Here is a 16,317-nt window from a genome sequence, read left to right on the forward strand (position 1 = left end):
ACGGGAGATCAGGTCGTCCAGATCGGCTTTCAGGTTGGAGAGCTCGTCGCTGGCGGCTTCGCCTGCCTTGCGTGTCGCCCTGCCTGCATGATTCACCGCGTTTCTTGCCTCAGCTTGTGCCTCACCCGTTTTGTTGGTGGTATCAGTTGCCATGGTTCACTCCTTTTTGTCATTGAAAATATGCGTATTTCAGCATCCAGTTTCCCGCAATTGGCAACTGCAGTATGTACGATGACACACATAATCGAGTTGATTTCACTGTTCCGATTATCCACTCTTTATTCTCATTGCAATTTTTATTTGATAGGCGTGGGGCATGTTGATACTTCAAGCGTTCAAATTGAGCGAGCCGCGGCAAAAATGATATAATCCAGCGCTAATCCGGACTTACGGCTACTTTCCCGTTACCGTGACCGGATTAAATTCGCAAATCCGTCAATTCCAAGGGTGCTCTCCGGTAGAGCGACTATGGCGGATTGAGGCTCAACCCTAGAGGAGAAATTCATGTCAGTAACCATGCGACAAATGCTCGAGGCGGGCGTCCATTTTGGACATCAAACCCGTTTCTGGAATCCAAGAATGGCCCAGTATATTTTTGGCCATCGTAACAAGATTCATATCATCAATCTGGAAAAAACCTTGACGATGTATCAGGACGCGATGAAATACGTGCGTCAGCTATCGGCTAACAAGGGCAATATTCTATTCGTTGGCACCAAGCGGCAGGCGCGCGATATCGTGCGTGAGGAAGCACTCCGCTGCGGTGCGCCCTACGTTGATCAGCGCTGGCTCGGCGGGATGCTGACCAACTTCAAGACGATAAAACTTTCCGTCAAACGCCTGCATGAAATGGAAGCAATGGCGGAAGATGGCACTCTCGACAAGCTTTCCAAGAAGGAAGCGCTGGATATCCAGCGCGAACTGGAAAAGCTGAATCGCAGCCTGGGCGGTATCAAGGACATGAAGGGAATTCCCGATGCCATGTTCGTGATTGACGTGGGGTATCAGAAAGGTGCGATCACCGAAGCCAAAAAACTCGGTATTCCGATAATTGGTGTCGTAGATACCAATCATAGTCCTGAGGGATTGGATTACGTAATCCCCGGCAATGACGATTCCAGCCAGGCGATACGCTTGTATGCGCGCGGCGTGGCCGATGCCATTCTGGAGGGGCGCAACCAGATTGTCCAGGAAATCGTCAGAAACGAAGCGGACGAGACTATAGCAGCGGAAGAGTAATCGAATACGCAGCAAGCGCAGATAGGGGTGCATGCATTTTCTTTTTCCAGTCGCGCTGATTCTACAGAGCCTCGCCCGAGCGTGGGTAGCGGAGGCATTTTAGCTAATTTTGTATTTGGAGAGAGTATGGCGGATATTACCGCGCAAATGGTAAAGGAGTTGCGGGACATGACCGGTCTGGGGATGATGGAGTGCAAAAAAGCGTTGACCGAAACCAGCGGAGACATGAAAGCGGCAGAGGATCTGTTGCGGATCAAGAGCGGCGCCAAGGCGAGCAAGGCCGCCACGCGCCTGGCGGCGGAGGGCATGATAGGAGCGTATGTCGCACCTGATGGCAAGAGCGGAGCGTTGGTGGAAGTCAATTGCGAAACCGACTTCGTTGCCCGAAACGAGGATTTTATCAATTTCACCCGCGACCTCGCAAAGTTGGTGGCAATGAAAAGTCCGACGGATACGGAAGGATTGGGCGTCGCTACCTTGCCAAATGGCAAAAATGTGGATGAGCTTCGAAAAGCCCTGGTAATGAAATTGGGTGAAAATATCAGTATACGCCGCTTCGCGCGTCATGCGGCCCAGGGACGTCTTGCTTCATACCTGCATGGTGCGAAAATCGGTGTAATGGTTGACTACACCGGCGGTGATGAGACGCTGGGTAAGGATTTGGCGATGCATGTTGCGGCTAGCAAGCCGATTTGCGTTTCAAGAGAGCAGGTTTCATCCGATCTATTGGCACGTGAGCGACTGATCTATACCGCGCAAGCGGCGGAAAGCGGAAAGCCTGCCGATATCGTTGCAAAAATGGTAGATGGCCGTATCGCGAAATATCTCGCTGAAGTGACACTGCTCGGCCAGCCTTTTGTCAAGGACCCGGATCAAACGGTGGAAAAGCTGCTTGCGGCAAAATCCGCCAAAGTTAATGGGTTTACTTTGTTCGTTGTAGGGGAGGGTATTGAAAAGAAGTCTGGCGACTTCGCTGCCGAGGTAATGGCCCAAGTGAGCCAGATCAAAGAAGACAAGGCCTCGCAATCAAACTAAAGATATGCCATGACGACCACCGCTTATAAACGTATTCTGCTGAAGCTTTCCGGCGAGGCCCTGATGGGTGACGATAGTTACGGCATCAATCGCGTCGTCATTGAGCGAATTGTCACAGAAATCAAGGAAGTGAGCCAGCTAGGCGTCGAAGTGGCTGTCGTCATCGGCGGGGGCAACATTTTTCGCGGCATGACTTCGGCTGAAGATGGTATGGATAGGGCCACCGCCGATTATATGGGTATGCTGGCTACAGTCATGAATGCCCTGGCACTGCAGGATGCCATGCGCCGCAGTGGGCTGATAAGTCGGGTTCAATCCGCGCTACGTATTGATCAAGTGGTGGAACCATATATTCGCGGTAAAGCCATACGCTACCTGGAGGCGGGGAAAGTAGTAATTTTTGCCGCTGGTACCGGCAACCCCTTCTTTACCACCGATACAGCGGCCGCATTGCGCGGAATGGAGATGAACGTGGATATCGTGCTCAAGGCGACCAAGGTGGACGGCGTATACACTACTGATCCCAAGATAAATCCAAACGCCATTCGCTATCAGAACCTGTCATTTGATATGGCTATCGCTCAGAACCTGAAGGTGATGGATGCTACCGCATTGACTTTGTGCCGCGATCAGAAGCTGCCGCTCAATGTATTCAGCATCTTCAAGGCCGGCGCATTGAAACGGGTAGTGATGGGTGAAGACGAGGGGACGCTGGTGCAGGTTTGAATTTCTCTTGCCGTCTTAAATTTTAACAAAGAAGAATCTGTGCGTTCATTTCGCCTTTTTTGTCGTCAGTACATTTTCCTGAATCTGGCGGTCGACCGCTCATTTTTCAATTTGGTGTTATGATTTAATAAGACTTTTGCGTCATCCCGTCCAACTTCCGGATTTAGGATTATGATCGCCGATATTAAGAAGTCCACTGAACAAAAAATGCAGAAAAGCCTGGAGGCACTGAAACTGGATCTGGGCAAGGTACGAACCGGCCGGGCGCACACCGGTCTGCTGGACCATATCACGGTCGACTATTATGGCGCCCCCACGCTCATAAATCAGTTGGCCAATGTGAACTTGGCGGATGCTCGAACTATCACGGTTGCGCCTTGGGAAAAAAAGATGCTGAGCGCGATTGAAAAAGCGATTCGCAATTCCGACCTGGGATTGAACCCCGTAACCGTGGGCGAGATGATTCGGATACCCATGCCACCACTTACCGAGGAACGCCGCCGCGACTTAACTAAAATAGTGAAGCATGAAGCTGAAACCGCCCGTATAGCGATGCGCAATGTACGCCGCGACGCGAATGCCCATTTGAAGGAGTTACTCAAGGAGAAAAAGATCGCGGAGGATGACGAACGCCGTGGCCAGGATGAGATTCAGAAACTTACCGACCGTCACATCGCGGAGATAGACAAGCTGCTGCAAACCAAGGAAGCAGAATTGATGGCAATCTGATGTCAGGCGTCCGGCTACCAATCCAGCTGTCCTCCCGGCAAAGGCGTTGGCGCTCGTCCGCCGACTCGCTCCCGACGGAGGTGGGCAAAAAATATACCGCAGATACTTGTTTAAAAATTATTTCTGGGAAAACGAAGTACTTGCAACAACGCTGGGTAAAGCAGCTACTCGCGAAGCGGATATCCGCAATTTTAGATTTGAGACGCTCTTAACTCAACTGAACCTTCCATGCCTCTTACCACCAGCTCAACGCGCGAAATACCCGAAACCGGCATGATTCCCCGGCACATTGCCATCATCATGGATGGCAATGGCCGCTGGGCGAAAAACCGCTTCATGCCCCGCGTGGCAGGGCATAAACGCGGGGTGGAGACGGTGCGAACCGCTATCAAGGCCTGTGTTGAGCGCGGTGTGGAGTATCTTACTTTATTCGCTTTCAGCAGCGAAAACTGGCGCAGGCCGGCAGATGAAGTCACTTTTCTCATGCAACTTTTCATCACCGTCCTAGAGCAGGAGGTTGCCAAGCTGCACGAGAACGGTATCTGCTTCAAAGTAATCGGTGACTTGTCAAAATTCGAGCCTAATATCGTCGAATTTATTCGTAAAGGAGAGACGCTGACTGCGGCTAACACGCGGTTTACACTAACCATCGCAGCCAATTACGGCGGACGATGGGATATCATGCAAGCGATTCGCAAAATGCTGGGACAGCGCCCTGAATTGGCAACCTGTTTCGACGAAAAAGACTTGATGCCATATTTTGCATTGAACTATGCTCCCGAGCCTGATCTGTTTATCCGCACCGGTGGTGAAAAGCGCATCAGCAATTTTCTACTATGGCAATTGGCCTATACGGAGCTGTATTTTACCGATACCCTGTGGCCGGATTTTGATGACCGCGCACTTAACCTCGCCATTCAATCCTATCAGAAACGAGAGCGCCGTTTTGGACGCACCAGTGAACAGCTTCAAATAGTACAGCCTCCCCATGAGGGAAGAGAAATTGCCGCCAAAAGAACGGCGTAGCAGTTTGTCGGACTCGAAGGAAATCGGCTGTAAAAGCATCTGGCCGCTCCATGTTTCACCGCTTTTCCAGCTAATAGAACAACTATTAGCCTTTCAAAACCCTCAGAACCGATCCTCTCCCAGTCAACTTTTCGCTTCGATTCTTCAAGTCCGAGAGGTTCCCGGCTTCTATAATTTCCTCCCCGGTAATATTTTTTGCCCAGACTTTTCCCGTCATGCTTAAGACCCGGATTCTTACCGCCGCCACCTTGTTATTCTTTTTTTTGGCAGCATTGTTTTACTTATCGGCAATTTTCTGGATGGTATTGCTACTTGCGCTGGCAGTGGCTGGCTCACGGGAATGGAGCACGCTTGCAAAATTTTCCACTCCCTACACTATCGCTTATCTGCTATTAACCGTAATACTGGGAGGAGAACTTCTATTCTTATTGAGCGAAAAAGTTTTGGCCGATCCATATAGCAGGTCATTTCTGTGGCTTTATGCCGGTTCGCTGGCCTTCTGGATGCTGGTCGTCCCCTTTTTTTTGAAATCAAACCGCCCACTCAAGAACCCGGTCTTACTGGCGTTAACGGGCTGGCTACTGCTATTGCCGACCTGCCTCGCCCTGTACCAGTTGCGAGCCATTAATCCGCTACTCCTGCTAGGTTTCATGGCTACCATTTGGATTTCGGATACTGCCGCGTATTTTACCGGGCGCGCGCTGGGGAAACATAAGCTTGCGCCGAGTATCAGCCCCGGCAAGACTTGGGAGGGTGTAGCGGGAGCGCTAGTCGCGGTTTCTATTTATGCGCTGGCATGGAGTCTCGTCGTCGGAGAAGAGGCGCGCATCACGTTACTGGCGCCATTGCTGCTGGTGCTTGCGATGATGGGCATTATTGGCGATTTATTCGAATCCCTCATGAAACGCCATGCCGGGGTAAAGGATAGCGGAAATATTTTGCCCGGCCACGGTGGTATACTTGATCGTATCGATGCGCTCACCTCAACCCTGCCTATCGCTGTTTTGTCACTTCTATTTTTACAGACTCAACTATGAAAGCCGTTCGTCATCTCACCATTCTTGGTTCTACCGGTACCATCGGCGTGAATACGCTGGATGTGGTTGCACGTCATCCTGACCGGTTTCATGTTGTTGCCCTGACCGCCAATAACAATGCAAAAAAAATACTGGAACAATGCCGTCGCTTCCAACCGCGCTATGCGGTAATGCTGGATGCAGCAGGCGCCGAATGGCTACAGGCAGAAATTCGCACGGCCGGCCTTGCCACTGAAGTGCTATCCGGTATCGAGTCGCTGGAGAAAGTGGCGTCGCTTCCCGAGGTGGATACGGTGATGGCGGCGATTGTCGGAGCCGCCGGTATACGTCCTACGTTTGCTGCCGCTGGCGCAGGGAAGCGTGTGCTCCTTGCCAACAAGGAAACGATGGTTATGGCCGGGCGGATTTTTATGGATGTGGTCAAACACAATCGGTCCACTTTGCTGCCGATAGACAGCGAACACAATGCTATCTTCCAGTCGCTGCCGCAGAACTTTTCAGGGGATCTGGGAGCGGTCGGGGTACGCCGCATTCTGTTGACCGCGTCAGGCGGGCCATTCCGGCAATTATCGTTAAGCTCGCTGGGAGAAGTAACGCCGGGACAGGCTTGCGCCCACCCCAATTGGGTCATGGGGCGGAAGATTTCGGTGGACTCGGCCACAATGATGAACAAGGGTTTGGAAGTCATCGAAGCACATTGGCTATTTGATGCCGCTCCCGATCAAATCCAGGTAATCATCCATCCGCAGAGCATTATTCATTCCATGGTTGAATATGTGGATGGTTCGGTGTTGGCACAACTTGGCAATCCTGATATGCGAACCCCAATTGCGCATGCCCTAGGTTTTCCGGAGCGAATCGAAACTGGAGTGGCGTCGCTGGATATGTTCAAAGTGGCCCGGCTCGATTTCGAAGCACCCGATTTTAAGCGCTTTCCATGTCTGAGGCTTGCATACCAGGCGTTGGCCGCCGGGGGTAGCGCGCCGGCAATACTCAATGCAGCAAATGAAGTGGCGGTGGAATCTTTTCTCAAATGCCGGATGCCATTTACCGCGATTCCAGCCATGATTGAAGAAGTCATGCGAACAGTTTTCCGCAAGGAAATCGCCACGCTTAACGATGTATTGACAGCGGATAGCGAAGCGCGTGAAGCCGCCCATGAATGGCTGGCATGCTTGGTATAAATTGCCGGAATCATTGGCCTTCGGACGCGCCATCGGCGCCCGCTACCAGCCGTTGCATATAATCCGTCCAACTGCCGGATGCGGAATGGATACCTTGCAGGCCAAAAACAAGGTGGTGGGGCGACGTGGACGTAACCCAAACCGTGGCAAGGATTTCAAGCGCAATATACCTTCTCTCGCCGTGTGCGACCATGACTGATATCAGGAGCAGCGGGCGGAATGCCCGCAAGCGGCTGGTAAATTCATCGCAACTGGTCTACACGCCCTTGCTCGCGCCATACTCGATAGCCCAGTTGACCGTTTCTTCCCGTCTCTGCTGTTTTGATCTCCTTCTTCACGAGAGGACAACGCATATCGTCAATTTGCTGAAACCCCTTTTGGCTCACGATTGCAGACATGGGGCAACGGTATGACATTCTTTTTTACAATAATTGCTTTTGTGGTGGCTTTGGGTGTGCTGATTGTATTTCACGAATTCGGCCATTATCTGGTGGCACGCTGGTGTGGAGTCAAGGTGCTGCGTTTTTCAGTCGGGTTTGGCCGACCTTTGTTGAGCAAGCGCTGGGGAAAAGATCAAACCGAATGGGTGGTTGCTGCCGTTCCCTTTGGCGGTTACGTCAAAATGCTGGATGAGCGTGAAGATGCAGTCCCGCCCGAGGATTTGATGCGATCATTCAACCGCAAGCCGGTTGCACCTCGGTTCGCAATCGTCGCGGCAGGTCCAATTGCTAATTTTTTGTTGGCAATTGTGCTTTATTGGTTGCTATTCATGGTGGGTGTCAGCGGTATGAAGCCGATTCTGGGGCCGGTAACTCCCGCAACACCCGCCGCCTTTGCGGCTTTCGAGATGGGCGAGACCATAACAAAAATCGGAACCGAACCTATTGCGTCGTGGCAGGACGTCCGCTGGCTGCTATTGTCGCATGCGGTGGACAGATCGCCCGCCGTTACCGTGGAAGCTCTTGGCCAGAGCGGAGAAACAATCCGGCATCAGCTGGATTTAAGCCGCATTGATGCTGACGACCTGGATGGAGATTTTCTGAAGAAGATCGGCCTGAGCAGTTATCTGCCACCAATAAAACCCATTATTGCTCAAGTCATTCCTAATAGCGCCGGCAGCCGCGCCGGTTTGCTGGCGGGGGATGAGATCCTGGCGATAAACGGTAGGGAGATTACTCTTTGGGAAGAGCTGGTAGAGAAGATAAAAGCCAGTCCCGGAATCCCATTAGTGCTGGAGATTCAACGTGACAAAACGGCTATCGACATCGAGGTGATTCCCGATACGATTAACGAAAATGGAGAAAAGACCGGAAAAATCGGGATTGGGCCGCAAATTGATCATGATGAACTGGAAAAACTCCTGATAGAAGTCAACTATCCAGCCGGCACGGCCATGATCCTGGCAATCAAGAAAACATGGGAAACTTCTGTATTCACGCTGCGGATGCTATGGAAAATGGTGGCGGGGGAAGTTTCATGGAAGAATGTGAGCGGGCCTATTACAATCGCCGACTATGCGGGTAAGTCGGCGCAAATGGGGCTTGCTTCTTATCTCGGATTTCTTGCGCTCATCAGCATCAGTCTTGGAGTGCTGAATTTGTTGCCCATCCCCATACTGGACGGAGGGCATTTAATGTATTATGTGGTCGAAATTGTCAAAGGCAGTCCGCTTTCTTCCAGAGCCACCGAGATTGGCCAGCAGGTCGGGATGGTATTGTTATTTACCCTGATGGCTTTCGCCATATATAACGATGTCAGTCGGCTCATCTCCGGTTAAGTATGAATGTCAAGTATGAAAGTCAAATATCTCGTGGCGCTTGCTGCTGTCTTATGCGCTTCGGTGTCATGGGCGCGCGAGCCGTTCGTAGTTAAGGACATTCGGGTGGAGGGCATACAACGCACCGAAGCGGGAACGGTGTTCAATTATTTACCGGTGAAGGTGGGGGACGTGCTCGACGACGAAAAGGCCGCGGCTTCCATCAAGGCCCTCTATGCTACCGGCTTTTTCAAGGATGTGCGGCTGGAATCCGAAAATGGCGTGCTTCTTGTGGTGGTGGAAGAACGCCCGGCTATCGCCCAGATCACCATTGTCGGAGCCAAGGAATTCGAGAAGGATAAACTGAAAGAAGGTTTGAAGCAGGCCGGCCTGGCGGAATCACGCATCTTTGACCGCTCCATGCTGGACAAGGCCGAGCAGGAATTGAAGCAGCAGTACCTGAGCCGCGGCAAATACGCGGTAAAAATCACCACTACGACGACACCGCTTGACCGTAATCGCGTGGGAATCAACTTTCAGGTGGATGAAGGAAAAACCGCCAAGATTCGCAAGATCAATATCGTTGGCAATGAAGCTTTCAAGGAAAAGGACCTGCTGAGCGCGTTCGTATTGAGAACGCCTGGGTTATTGACCTGGTTCACCAAGGAAGATCAATATTCGAAGCAGAAGTTATCCGCCGATCTGGAGTCGCTGCGCACCTATTACCTCAATCGCGGCCACCTGGAATTCAGCATTGAATCCAGCCAGGTATCAATCACTCCCGACATGCAGGATATTTACATCACGGTAAATATTGTCGAGGGACCTCAATACAAGGTTTCCGACATCAAGCTTGCGGGTGAACTGCTGTTGCCCGAAGAGGAGTTGCGCAAGCTCATAAAACTGGGATCCGGGGACGTCTTCTCACGGGAGCGGTTGACTGAATCCGTCAAGCTCATTACCGACCGCCTTGGCGATGATGGCTATGCGTTTGCCAATGTCAATGCGTCGCCGCAACTGGACAAAGAAAAACAACAAGTAGGGTTTACGTTTTTTATCGATCCCGGCCGCCGTGTTTATGTAAGGCGCATTCACATCACCGGCAATAATCGCACTCGCGACGAGGTGATTCGCCGGGAAATGCGTCAGTTCGAAGGGGGGTGGTATTCAACCTCCAAGATCAACCGTTCCAAACTACGCATAGACAGGCTGAATTATTTTCTCGCTGTCGACGTGGAAACGCCAGCCGTTCCCAATACCACCGATCAAATTGACGTCAATGTCCAGGTCAAGGAAAAGGCCACCGGTGCTGTAATGTTTGGCGCGGGCTACTCCAACATGGAAGGTATAATATTGAGCGGTTCGGTCGCCCAGGACAACATATTCGGCACTGGCAAATTTGTCAACCTTATGGTCAATACCGGCCGCGTTAACAAGGTTTATTCACTATCGTATACCGACCCTTATTTTACCCGTCATGGAGTAACGGGAGGATTCGATATTTACAAGCGCGTTCTTAACACAAGTTCACTGCAGTCGGTGATGAACTTTAATACCGATACCACCGGCGCCAATTTCCGCGTCGGCATTCCGCTTAACGAAAATGATAGTGTCCAGGTCGGGCTGGGAGCCGAAAATACGGTCATCGAACTTGGTCCCAACAGTCCGCAACGTAATATCGATTTTGTAAATAAATTCGGAGAAAGTACCAACAATATACCTTTAACGGTCAGTTGGCGGCGCGACGGCCGTGACAGCGCTATCTGGACGACCTCAGGCCATACGCAGAGAGTATTTGCCGAAGCGGGCATGCCTGGCGTCGATCTCACTTATTACAAAGTGAGTTATGACCACAGTTGGTATTATCCTCTCTCGGATACTTTCACTCTTATGTTGAAAGGGGAGTTGGGATACGGGGATGGTTATAACGGAAAAGAGCTGCCGTTCTTCAAGAACTTCTTTGCCGGTGGCAATACCTCGGTTCGCGGCTACAGGATCAGCTCGCTAGGTCCTCGTGACGATAATAATAGAGCGCTGGGAGGCAATATACGCACAGTGGGCAATGTCGAGATACTGTTCCCCATGCCCGGCATGAAGAATGACAGATCAGTGCGGCTGAGCACCTTTCTGGACGGTGGCACGGTATGGGGCAGTGGCGGGGCAAGACCGGAGCAGGAAGGGATGCGCTATTCCGCAGGAATCGCTGTGACCTGGATTTCTCCAATGGGGCCGCTCAAAGTCAGCGTCGCACAACCGATCAACAACCAGCCTGGCGACAATTTACAACGATTTCAGTTTCAGTTTGGGCAGCAGTTCTAAAAACGAACAATCGGGAGATAAAAGTGAAACACAAGTTTCAATGGCGACGAACCTTAACGGCGGCCTGCATCGTTCTTGCGTCCGTTAGCGGGTCCTTTGGCGCCTACGCAAATGATATCAAGATCGGTGTTGTCGATACCGAGAGAATTCTCGCCGAATCGGCGCCGGCAGTCAGGGCATTGAAAAAAATAGAAAAGGAATTCCTCCCGCGGGATAAGGAAATCAAGGAGATGGCTTCGCAGGCGAAGGCCCTTCAGGAGTTGCTGGAAAAAGACGGCAAGACCATGCCGGAAGCGGATCGGCGCAACAAGGAGCGCGATCTAGCCAATCTTAATCGCGAATACCAGCGTGCCCAACGGCAGATGCGCGAAGATCTGAGCCTGCGCCAGAACGATGAAGTTGCCACGCTGCAACTGAGCGCCAGCAAAGCGATTCAGATCATCGCAGAAGCAGAGAAATACGATCTGATACTGCCGCTGCGGGACCTGGTATACCGCAGTCAGCGCATGGATATTACCGACAAGGTTATCAAGGCGCTGGCCGATAAGTAGCAATACCCTTCATGTTCAAGGTAATTGTCCGCGAAAGACGTAATTACTGCCTGCACATAATGATAGAAAAAGATATCAAAGATTAAAGGAAGAAATCGTGAACACCATGGATATCCACGAAATTCTGAAATATTTGCCTCATCGTTATCCTTTCCTGCTGGTAGACCGGGTTCTATCCTGTGAACCAGGAAAAAATATCGCCGCGCTCAAGAATGTGACCATTAACGAGCCTTTCTTTGCCGGTCATTTTCCTCATCATCCGGTTATGCCGGGCGTACTGATTATTGAAGCACTGGCGCAGGCCGCGGCGATTTTAACTCTCAAAACCATGAATATGAAAGCCGATGAAAATTCCATATATTATTTTGTCGGCATAGATCGGGCGCGTTTCAAGCAGCCGGTACAGGCAGGGGACCAGTTGATACTCAAGGCAACAATAGAGCGGCAGCGAATCGGAATCTGGAAATACTCCACTCAGGCGGAAGTGGAAGGCCGCATCGTTACCGAGGCCGAGTTGATGTGCACCGTGCGAAGCAAGCAGCCGTAGCCGGATTAAGCGCCACGGCAATCGTTCACATAAGTTAGGACGCCAGCAGTCTTTCACGTGTTAAAGCGCTGCAATCAGAGATCGAAAATGGGGAGTCAGGAATGCCGGTCGAGGGGTTTACCTGGATTTGCGGTGTGGATGAGTCTGGCAGAGGACCGCTAGCAGGACCGGTATTCGCTGCCTGCGTGGTGCTCAATCCGGACTATAAAATTGAGGGGCTGGCGGATTCGAAAACACTCAGCGAGGATAAGCGCAATAGCCTGACCCTTGCCATCAAGACATATTCGGTGGCGTGGGCCATCGCCTCAGCATCGGTTAGAGAAATCGACCGGTTAAATATCCTGCAGGCGAGCTTGCTGGCGATGAAACGCGCGGTCGAACGCCTGTCATTTATTCCCGACAGAATACTGGTGGACGGAAATCATCGTCCTCGCCTGAAGTTTCCCGTAAGCACTATTGTCAGAGGCGATAGCCTGATACCGGAAATTTCAGCCGCTTCCATTATTGCAAAGACGGCGCGGGACGCTGAAATGGTGGCATTGCATAAGCGCTTCCCACACTATGGCTTTGACCGGCACAAAGGGTATTCGACGGAGCAACACATTGCGGCATTACGTGTTCACGGCGCGTCGGTCGTGCATCGGCGCAGTTTTGCACCCGTCCGGGATGTGATGCCCAATGGTAAAGTTTAATCCCTTATGTGGGAAGGAACTTTATTCCCTTTCATCATTACTAATGTAATAATGCTTGCCCCCAGTCATTGAAATTCCCCCAGCGAAACTGTGAGTCCGGCGGTGTGTTGAAAACAATACAAGAAATGTTTAGGCTGATCGTGACGATTATTGCAATAACTTAAATTACAGATTGAATATTATGCGTATCGAAAAAGACATGGTGGTGTCACTCAGCTACGAGTTGTCGGACTCGGCTGGTAAAGTCATGGAGAAACCCAGTTCACCGATCAGCTATTTGCACGGTGGTTATGACGGAATCTTTCCAATGGTGGAAGAGAAGCTGCATAACAGGGAGGTCGGCTATAGTTGCTCCGTTTACATGGAGCCGGAAAACACTTTTGGCGAGTATGACAGTCAACTCGTACGCGTGGAGCCGCGCGATGCCTTCCCGGACGACGTCGTGGTCGGAATGCAGTTTGAAGGTGGTGAGGAAGGCTCCGATGAGGTCTTAATCTTCACGATAACCGATATCGCCGAAGACAAAGTGGTGGTGGACGGCAATCATCCGCTTGCCGGCATGACCTTGCGTTTCGATTGTACGGTTACCGAGGTACGTCCCGCTACCGCAGAGGAGCTTTCCCACGGTCATGCTCACGGGGCTCATGGGCATGAACATTGATTTCCCCGGACCTCTGCTGTAACTCCTTCTTGCTTGCTTCAACCACCCGGTAATTTAAAGCGGATAGATGGATTCGCGATCGTGGCGGCGTAACGCAGGGATTGCCGCTGCGGGCTATTCTTTCCCAACCGAGTTTTTCAGTACGTAGAGTTTTTCCAGCGCTTGTTTCGGGCTTAATTCGTCCGGCTCGATTGCGCGCAACAGCGTCAGAACGGTGTGCTCTTGTGAGGTTTCTTTCGTCATGTGGGCTGCTTCTGAAAACAAATCCCGTTGCGGCTGCCTGTCCACGCTTTCCTGCTCAAGTTTCACCAGGTATTTTCTTGCTGCTTTGATCGCCGGCTCTGGTATACCGGCCAGCGCTGCTACCTGGAGGCCGTAGCTTTGACTTGCGGGTCCCTCATTGACCGCATGCAGGAATACAATATGGTGTTTGTGTTCCACCGCTTGCAAATGCACGTTCACTGCCTGCGCGAATTCCTCGACCAGCCTCGTCAGTTCAAAGTAATGGGTCGCGAATAATGTATAGCTGCGATTCTTTTCCAGCAAATGGCGGGCAATTCCGAATGCCAGCGCCAGACCGTCGAAGGTGGAAGTGCCGCGTCCTACTTCATCCATCAGTACCAGGCTTTGCGCAGTGGCGTTGTGCAGGATATTGGCAGACTCGGTCATTTCCATCATGAAAGTCGAGCGTCCTCCGGCAAGGTCATCGGATGCGCCGATACGGGTAAAAATCTGATCCAGCTGGCCAATGCGCATCCTTTTTGCAGGAACGAAACTCCCACAGTGGGCGAGTAGCGCGATTAGCGCGACTTGACGCATATAAGTGGATTTCCCCCCCATATTGGGGCCGGTAATAACGAGCATTTGCCGCCTGCGATCACTGCCAGAGTCGCATGCGCCGAGCCGTGCATCGTTGGCGATGAAATTCTCCACCTGTTTTTCAACCACCGGGTGACGCCCTGCCTCAATCTCGATAAGGGGTTCGCCGGTAAAAATCGGTGAGATGTAATCGAGCGTGAGCGCGCGTTCGGCGAACGCAGCCAGAACGTCCAGTTCAGCGACACTCCGGGCAACTTGTTGCAAATGGCCGATGTACGGCGATAGAAGGTTCAGTAGCGCATTGTATAAAAATTTCTCTCGTTCCAGCGCGCGCTCCTGAGCGGACAGCGCCTTGTCCTCGAAAGCCTTGAGTTCCGGCGTAATATAGCGTTCAGCATTCTTCAGCGTCTGTCTTCTGCGATAGTCATCGGGGATTTTTTCACTGTGAGCGTGGGTGACTTCAATATAAAAACCATGCAAACGGTTATATTCCACTTTGAGATTCGAGATGCCGGTGCGCGTTTTTTCGCGCGCTTCGAGCGCCAGCAGAAATTCGCCGCAATTATTCTGGATGGCGCGTAGATCATCCAGCTCGCCGTCATAGCCATCGGCAATCACTCCTCCCCCGCGCAGCACAACTCCTGGCTCTTCGCGCAACGATGCCTCCAGAAGTCCGACAAGCGCCGTATCCGGCACCATCAGCCGTGCCAGCGCAGCAATATGCTCGCTGGCTGGCGCGCCAATGGCGGCAATTGCATCGGGCAACCGCTTCAGGCTGTCACGCAATCCCGATAAATCCCTGGGACGGGCGGACGCCAGCGCGATACGGGCAGTGATGCGCTCGATGTCGGCCACATGCCTCAGGGATTCGCGCACCGGCCGGTACGGCTCCAATCCAGCTTCCCCGATTAAGAACGATACGCCATCGAGCCGCTTTTGAATGGTCACGCGGTCGCGCAGCGGATGATGTAGCCAGTGCCGCAGCAAACGGCTACCCATGTTGGTTGAACACGTATCAAGCAGCGATAGCAAAGTGGGCGATGTTGCGCCAAGTATGGTTTCGGAAATTTCCAGGTTGCGGCGGGTGGCCGCATCCATGCGCACGTAAGCACTGTCCCGCTCCACCTGTAGCGCCTTGATATGGACGATACCTGTGCCCTGCGTGAGGCGAGCATATTCCAGCAGCGCGCCCGCTGCGCCGAGTGATGCATGCAAACCGTCGCAGCCGAACCCTGAAAGATCACGGGTTTCAAATTGCCGGGAGAGAATGTGAACAGCGGCATGAACATCGAACTGCCATGCTGGTAAACGCTTAAGGGGCAATTTTTGAAGCGTGCCCCCATCATTGAGACCGGCAAGCGTGTCCAGCGATTCCGGCAAAAGAATTTCCGCAGGTTTCAGACGTTCGAGCTCTGCCGCCAGATTAGCGGGCGAAGTCTCCATCACGCTGAATTGCCCCGCCGCTAGGTTGAGCCACGCCAATCCCAGCGTTGTTTCATGCACGAGCAACGCAAGCAAAACGCTTTCGCGCTTTTCTTCCAGCAGCGCCGCATCGGTCAGCGTCCCTGGCGTGATAATGCGGGTGACCCGGCGCTCCACGGGACCCTTGGCAGTAGCGGGATCGCCAATCTGCTCGCAGATTGCCACTGATTCCCCAAGCCCGACGAGTTTTGCCAAATACTGTTCGGCAGAATGGTAAGGCACGCCGGCCATCTTGATCGGTTCCCCCGCCGACGTGCCCCGCCGCGTCAATGTAATATCCAGCAGCCTGGCCGCTTTTTCCGCATCCTCAAAGAATAGTTCGTAGAAGTCTCCCATGCGGTAAAACATCAGCATGCCGGAATGCTGCGCCTTGATGCGCAGGTATTGCTGCATCATGGGAGTATGATCTTTGTTCAAGAAACTTCCTTCTGACTGCATGATTGTTCGCGATCTGATGAGGGTGCCAGCGATATCCATTACCTGCTTTATCAAGTACCGCTGCGGTAGCAGTAAA

General features: G+C 52.1%; 15 protein-coding genes. 14 read left to right on the plus strand and 1 reads right to left on the minus strand.

Going from position 1 to position 16,317, the window contains the following annotated elements:
* The first annotated feature begins 504 nt into the window (after nt 1–504).
* The 14 genes from rpsB to BLP45_RS08220 all read left to right on the plus strand — a co-directional run bounded on the left by rpsB (nt 505) and on the right by BLP45_RS08220 (nt 13,502).
* Entirely contained in the window at nt 505–1,239 is a 735-nt protein-coding gene (gene rpsB, locus BLP45_RS08155) for a 30S ribosomal protein S2 (RefSeq protein ID WP_090371589.1), read from the plus strand.
* 126 nt (nt 1,240–1,365) lie between these two features.
* Nucleotides 1,366–2,274 carry a translation elongation factor Ts gene (gene tsf, locus BLP45_RS08160; protein WP_090371591.1) on the plus strand — a complete coding sequence of 303 codons (909 nt, stop codon included), beginning with the start codon at nt 1,366–1,368 and terminating at the stop codon, nt 2,272–2,274.
* A gap of 9 nt (nt 2,275–2,283) precedes the next feature.
* The gene (gene pyrH, locus BLP45_RS08165) at nt 2,284–3,000 is read left to right on the plus strand and encodes a UMP kinase (protein WP_090371593.1); all 717 of its coding nucleotides are present in this window, start codon (nt 2,284–2,286) and stop codon (nt 2,998–3,000) included.
* Between the two features lie 171 nt (nt 3,001–3,171).
* Nucleotides 3,172–3,729, plus strand: coding sequence for a ribosome recycling factor (gene frr, locus BLP45_RS08170; RefSeq protein ID WP_090371595.1), 558 nt, complete (start codon nt 3,172–3,174; stop codon nt 3,727–3,729).
* A gap of 228 nt (nt 3,730–3,957) precedes the next feature.
* A complete protein-coding gene (gene uppS, locus BLP45_RS08175; RefSeq protein ID WP_090371597.1) occupies nt 3,958–4,755 on the plus strand; it encodes a polyprenyl diphosphate synthase in 798 nt (265 codons plus the stop codon).
* 215 nt (nt 4,756–4,970) lie between these two features.
* Nucleotides 4,971–5,792: a phosphatidate cytidylyltransferase gene (locus BLP45_RS08180; RefSeq protein ID WP_090371599.1), complete on the plus strand. Its 822-nt coding sequence runs from the start codon at nt 4,971–4,973 to the stop codon at nt 5,790–5,792.
* Nucleotides 5,789–6,976: a 1-deoxy-D-xylulose-5-phosphate reductoisomerase gene (gene ispC / locus BLP45_RS08185; RefSeq protein WP_090371601.1), complete on the plus strand. Its 1,188-nt coding sequence runs from the start codon at nt 5,789–5,791 to the stop codon at nt 6,974–6,976. The genes BLP45_RS08180 and ispC overlap by 4 nt, the downstream gene beginning before the upstream one ends.
* The gene (locus tag BLP45_RS08190; protein WP_090371603.1) at nt 6,951–7,175 is read left to right on the plus strand and encodes a hypothetical protein; all 225 of its coding nucleotides are present in this window, start codon (nt 6,951–6,953) and stop codon (nt 7,173–7,175) included. Before ispC ends, BLP45_RS08190 begins: the two co-directional genes overlap by 26 nt.
* Nucleotides 7,176–7,385: 210 nt before the next feature.
* Nucleotides 7,386–8,753, plus strand: coding sequence for an RIP metalloprotease RseP (gene rseP, locus BLP45_RS08195; protein ID WP_090371605.1), 1,368 nt, complete (start codon nt 7,386–7,388; stop codon nt 8,751–8,753).
* Between the two features lie 15 nt (nt 8,754–8,768).
* Nucleotides 8,769–11,051, plus strand: coding sequence for an outer membrane protein assembly factor BamA (gene bamA / locus BLP45_RS08200; RefSeq protein ID WP_090371607.1), 2,283 nt, complete (start codon nt 8,769–8,771; stop codon nt 11,049–11,051).
* Between the two features lie 23 nt (nt 11,052–11,074).
* Nucleotides 11,075–11,602 carry an OmpH/Skp family outer membrane protein gene (locus tag BLP45_RS08205; protein ID WP_090371609.1) on the plus strand — a complete coding sequence of 176 codons (528 nt, stop codon included), beginning with the start codon at nt 11,075–11,077 and terminating at the stop codon, nt 11,600–11,602.
* Nucleotides 11,603–11,708: 106 nt separating this feature from the next.
* Nucleotides 11,709–12,149, plus strand: coding sequence for a 3-hydroxyacyl-ACP dehydratase FabZ (gene fabZ, locus BLP45_RS08210; RefSeq protein WP_090371820.1), 441 nt, complete (start codon nt 11,709–11,711; stop codon nt 12,147–12,149).
* A gap of 101 nt (nt 12,150–12,250) precedes the next feature.
* Nucleotides 12,251–12,841, plus strand: coding sequence for a ribonuclease HII (rnhB, locus tag BLP45_RS08215; RefSeq protein ID WP_090371611.1), 591 nt, complete (start codon nt 12,251–12,253; stop codon nt 12,839–12,841).
* 181 nt (nt 12,842–13,022) lie between these two features.
* Complete coding sequence (locus BLP45_RS08220; protein WP_090371613.1) at nt 13,023–13,502, plus strand: FKBP-type peptidyl-prolyl cis-trans isomerase; 480 nt, start codon at nt 13,023–13,025, stop codon at nt 13,500–13,502.
* A 114-nt stretch (nt 13,503–13,616) separates the two neighbouring features.
* On the opposite strand, the gene mutS is transcribed toward BLP45_RS08220, so the two are convergent.
* Nucleotides 13,617–16,241, minus strand: a complete 2,625-nt coding sequence (gene mutS, locus BLP45_RS08225; protein WP_176754704.1) for a DNA mismatch repair protein MutS — start codon at nt 16,239–16,241, stop codon at nt 13,617–13,619.
* Nucleotides 16,242–16,317 lie beyond the last annotated feature (76 nt).

Origin of the sequence: Nitrosospira sp. Nl5 (assembly GCF_900102495.1) — a bacterium.
Classification (GTDB): domain Bacteria; phylum Pseudomonadota; class Gammaproteobacteria; order Burkholderiales; family Nitrosomonadaceae; genus Nitrosospira.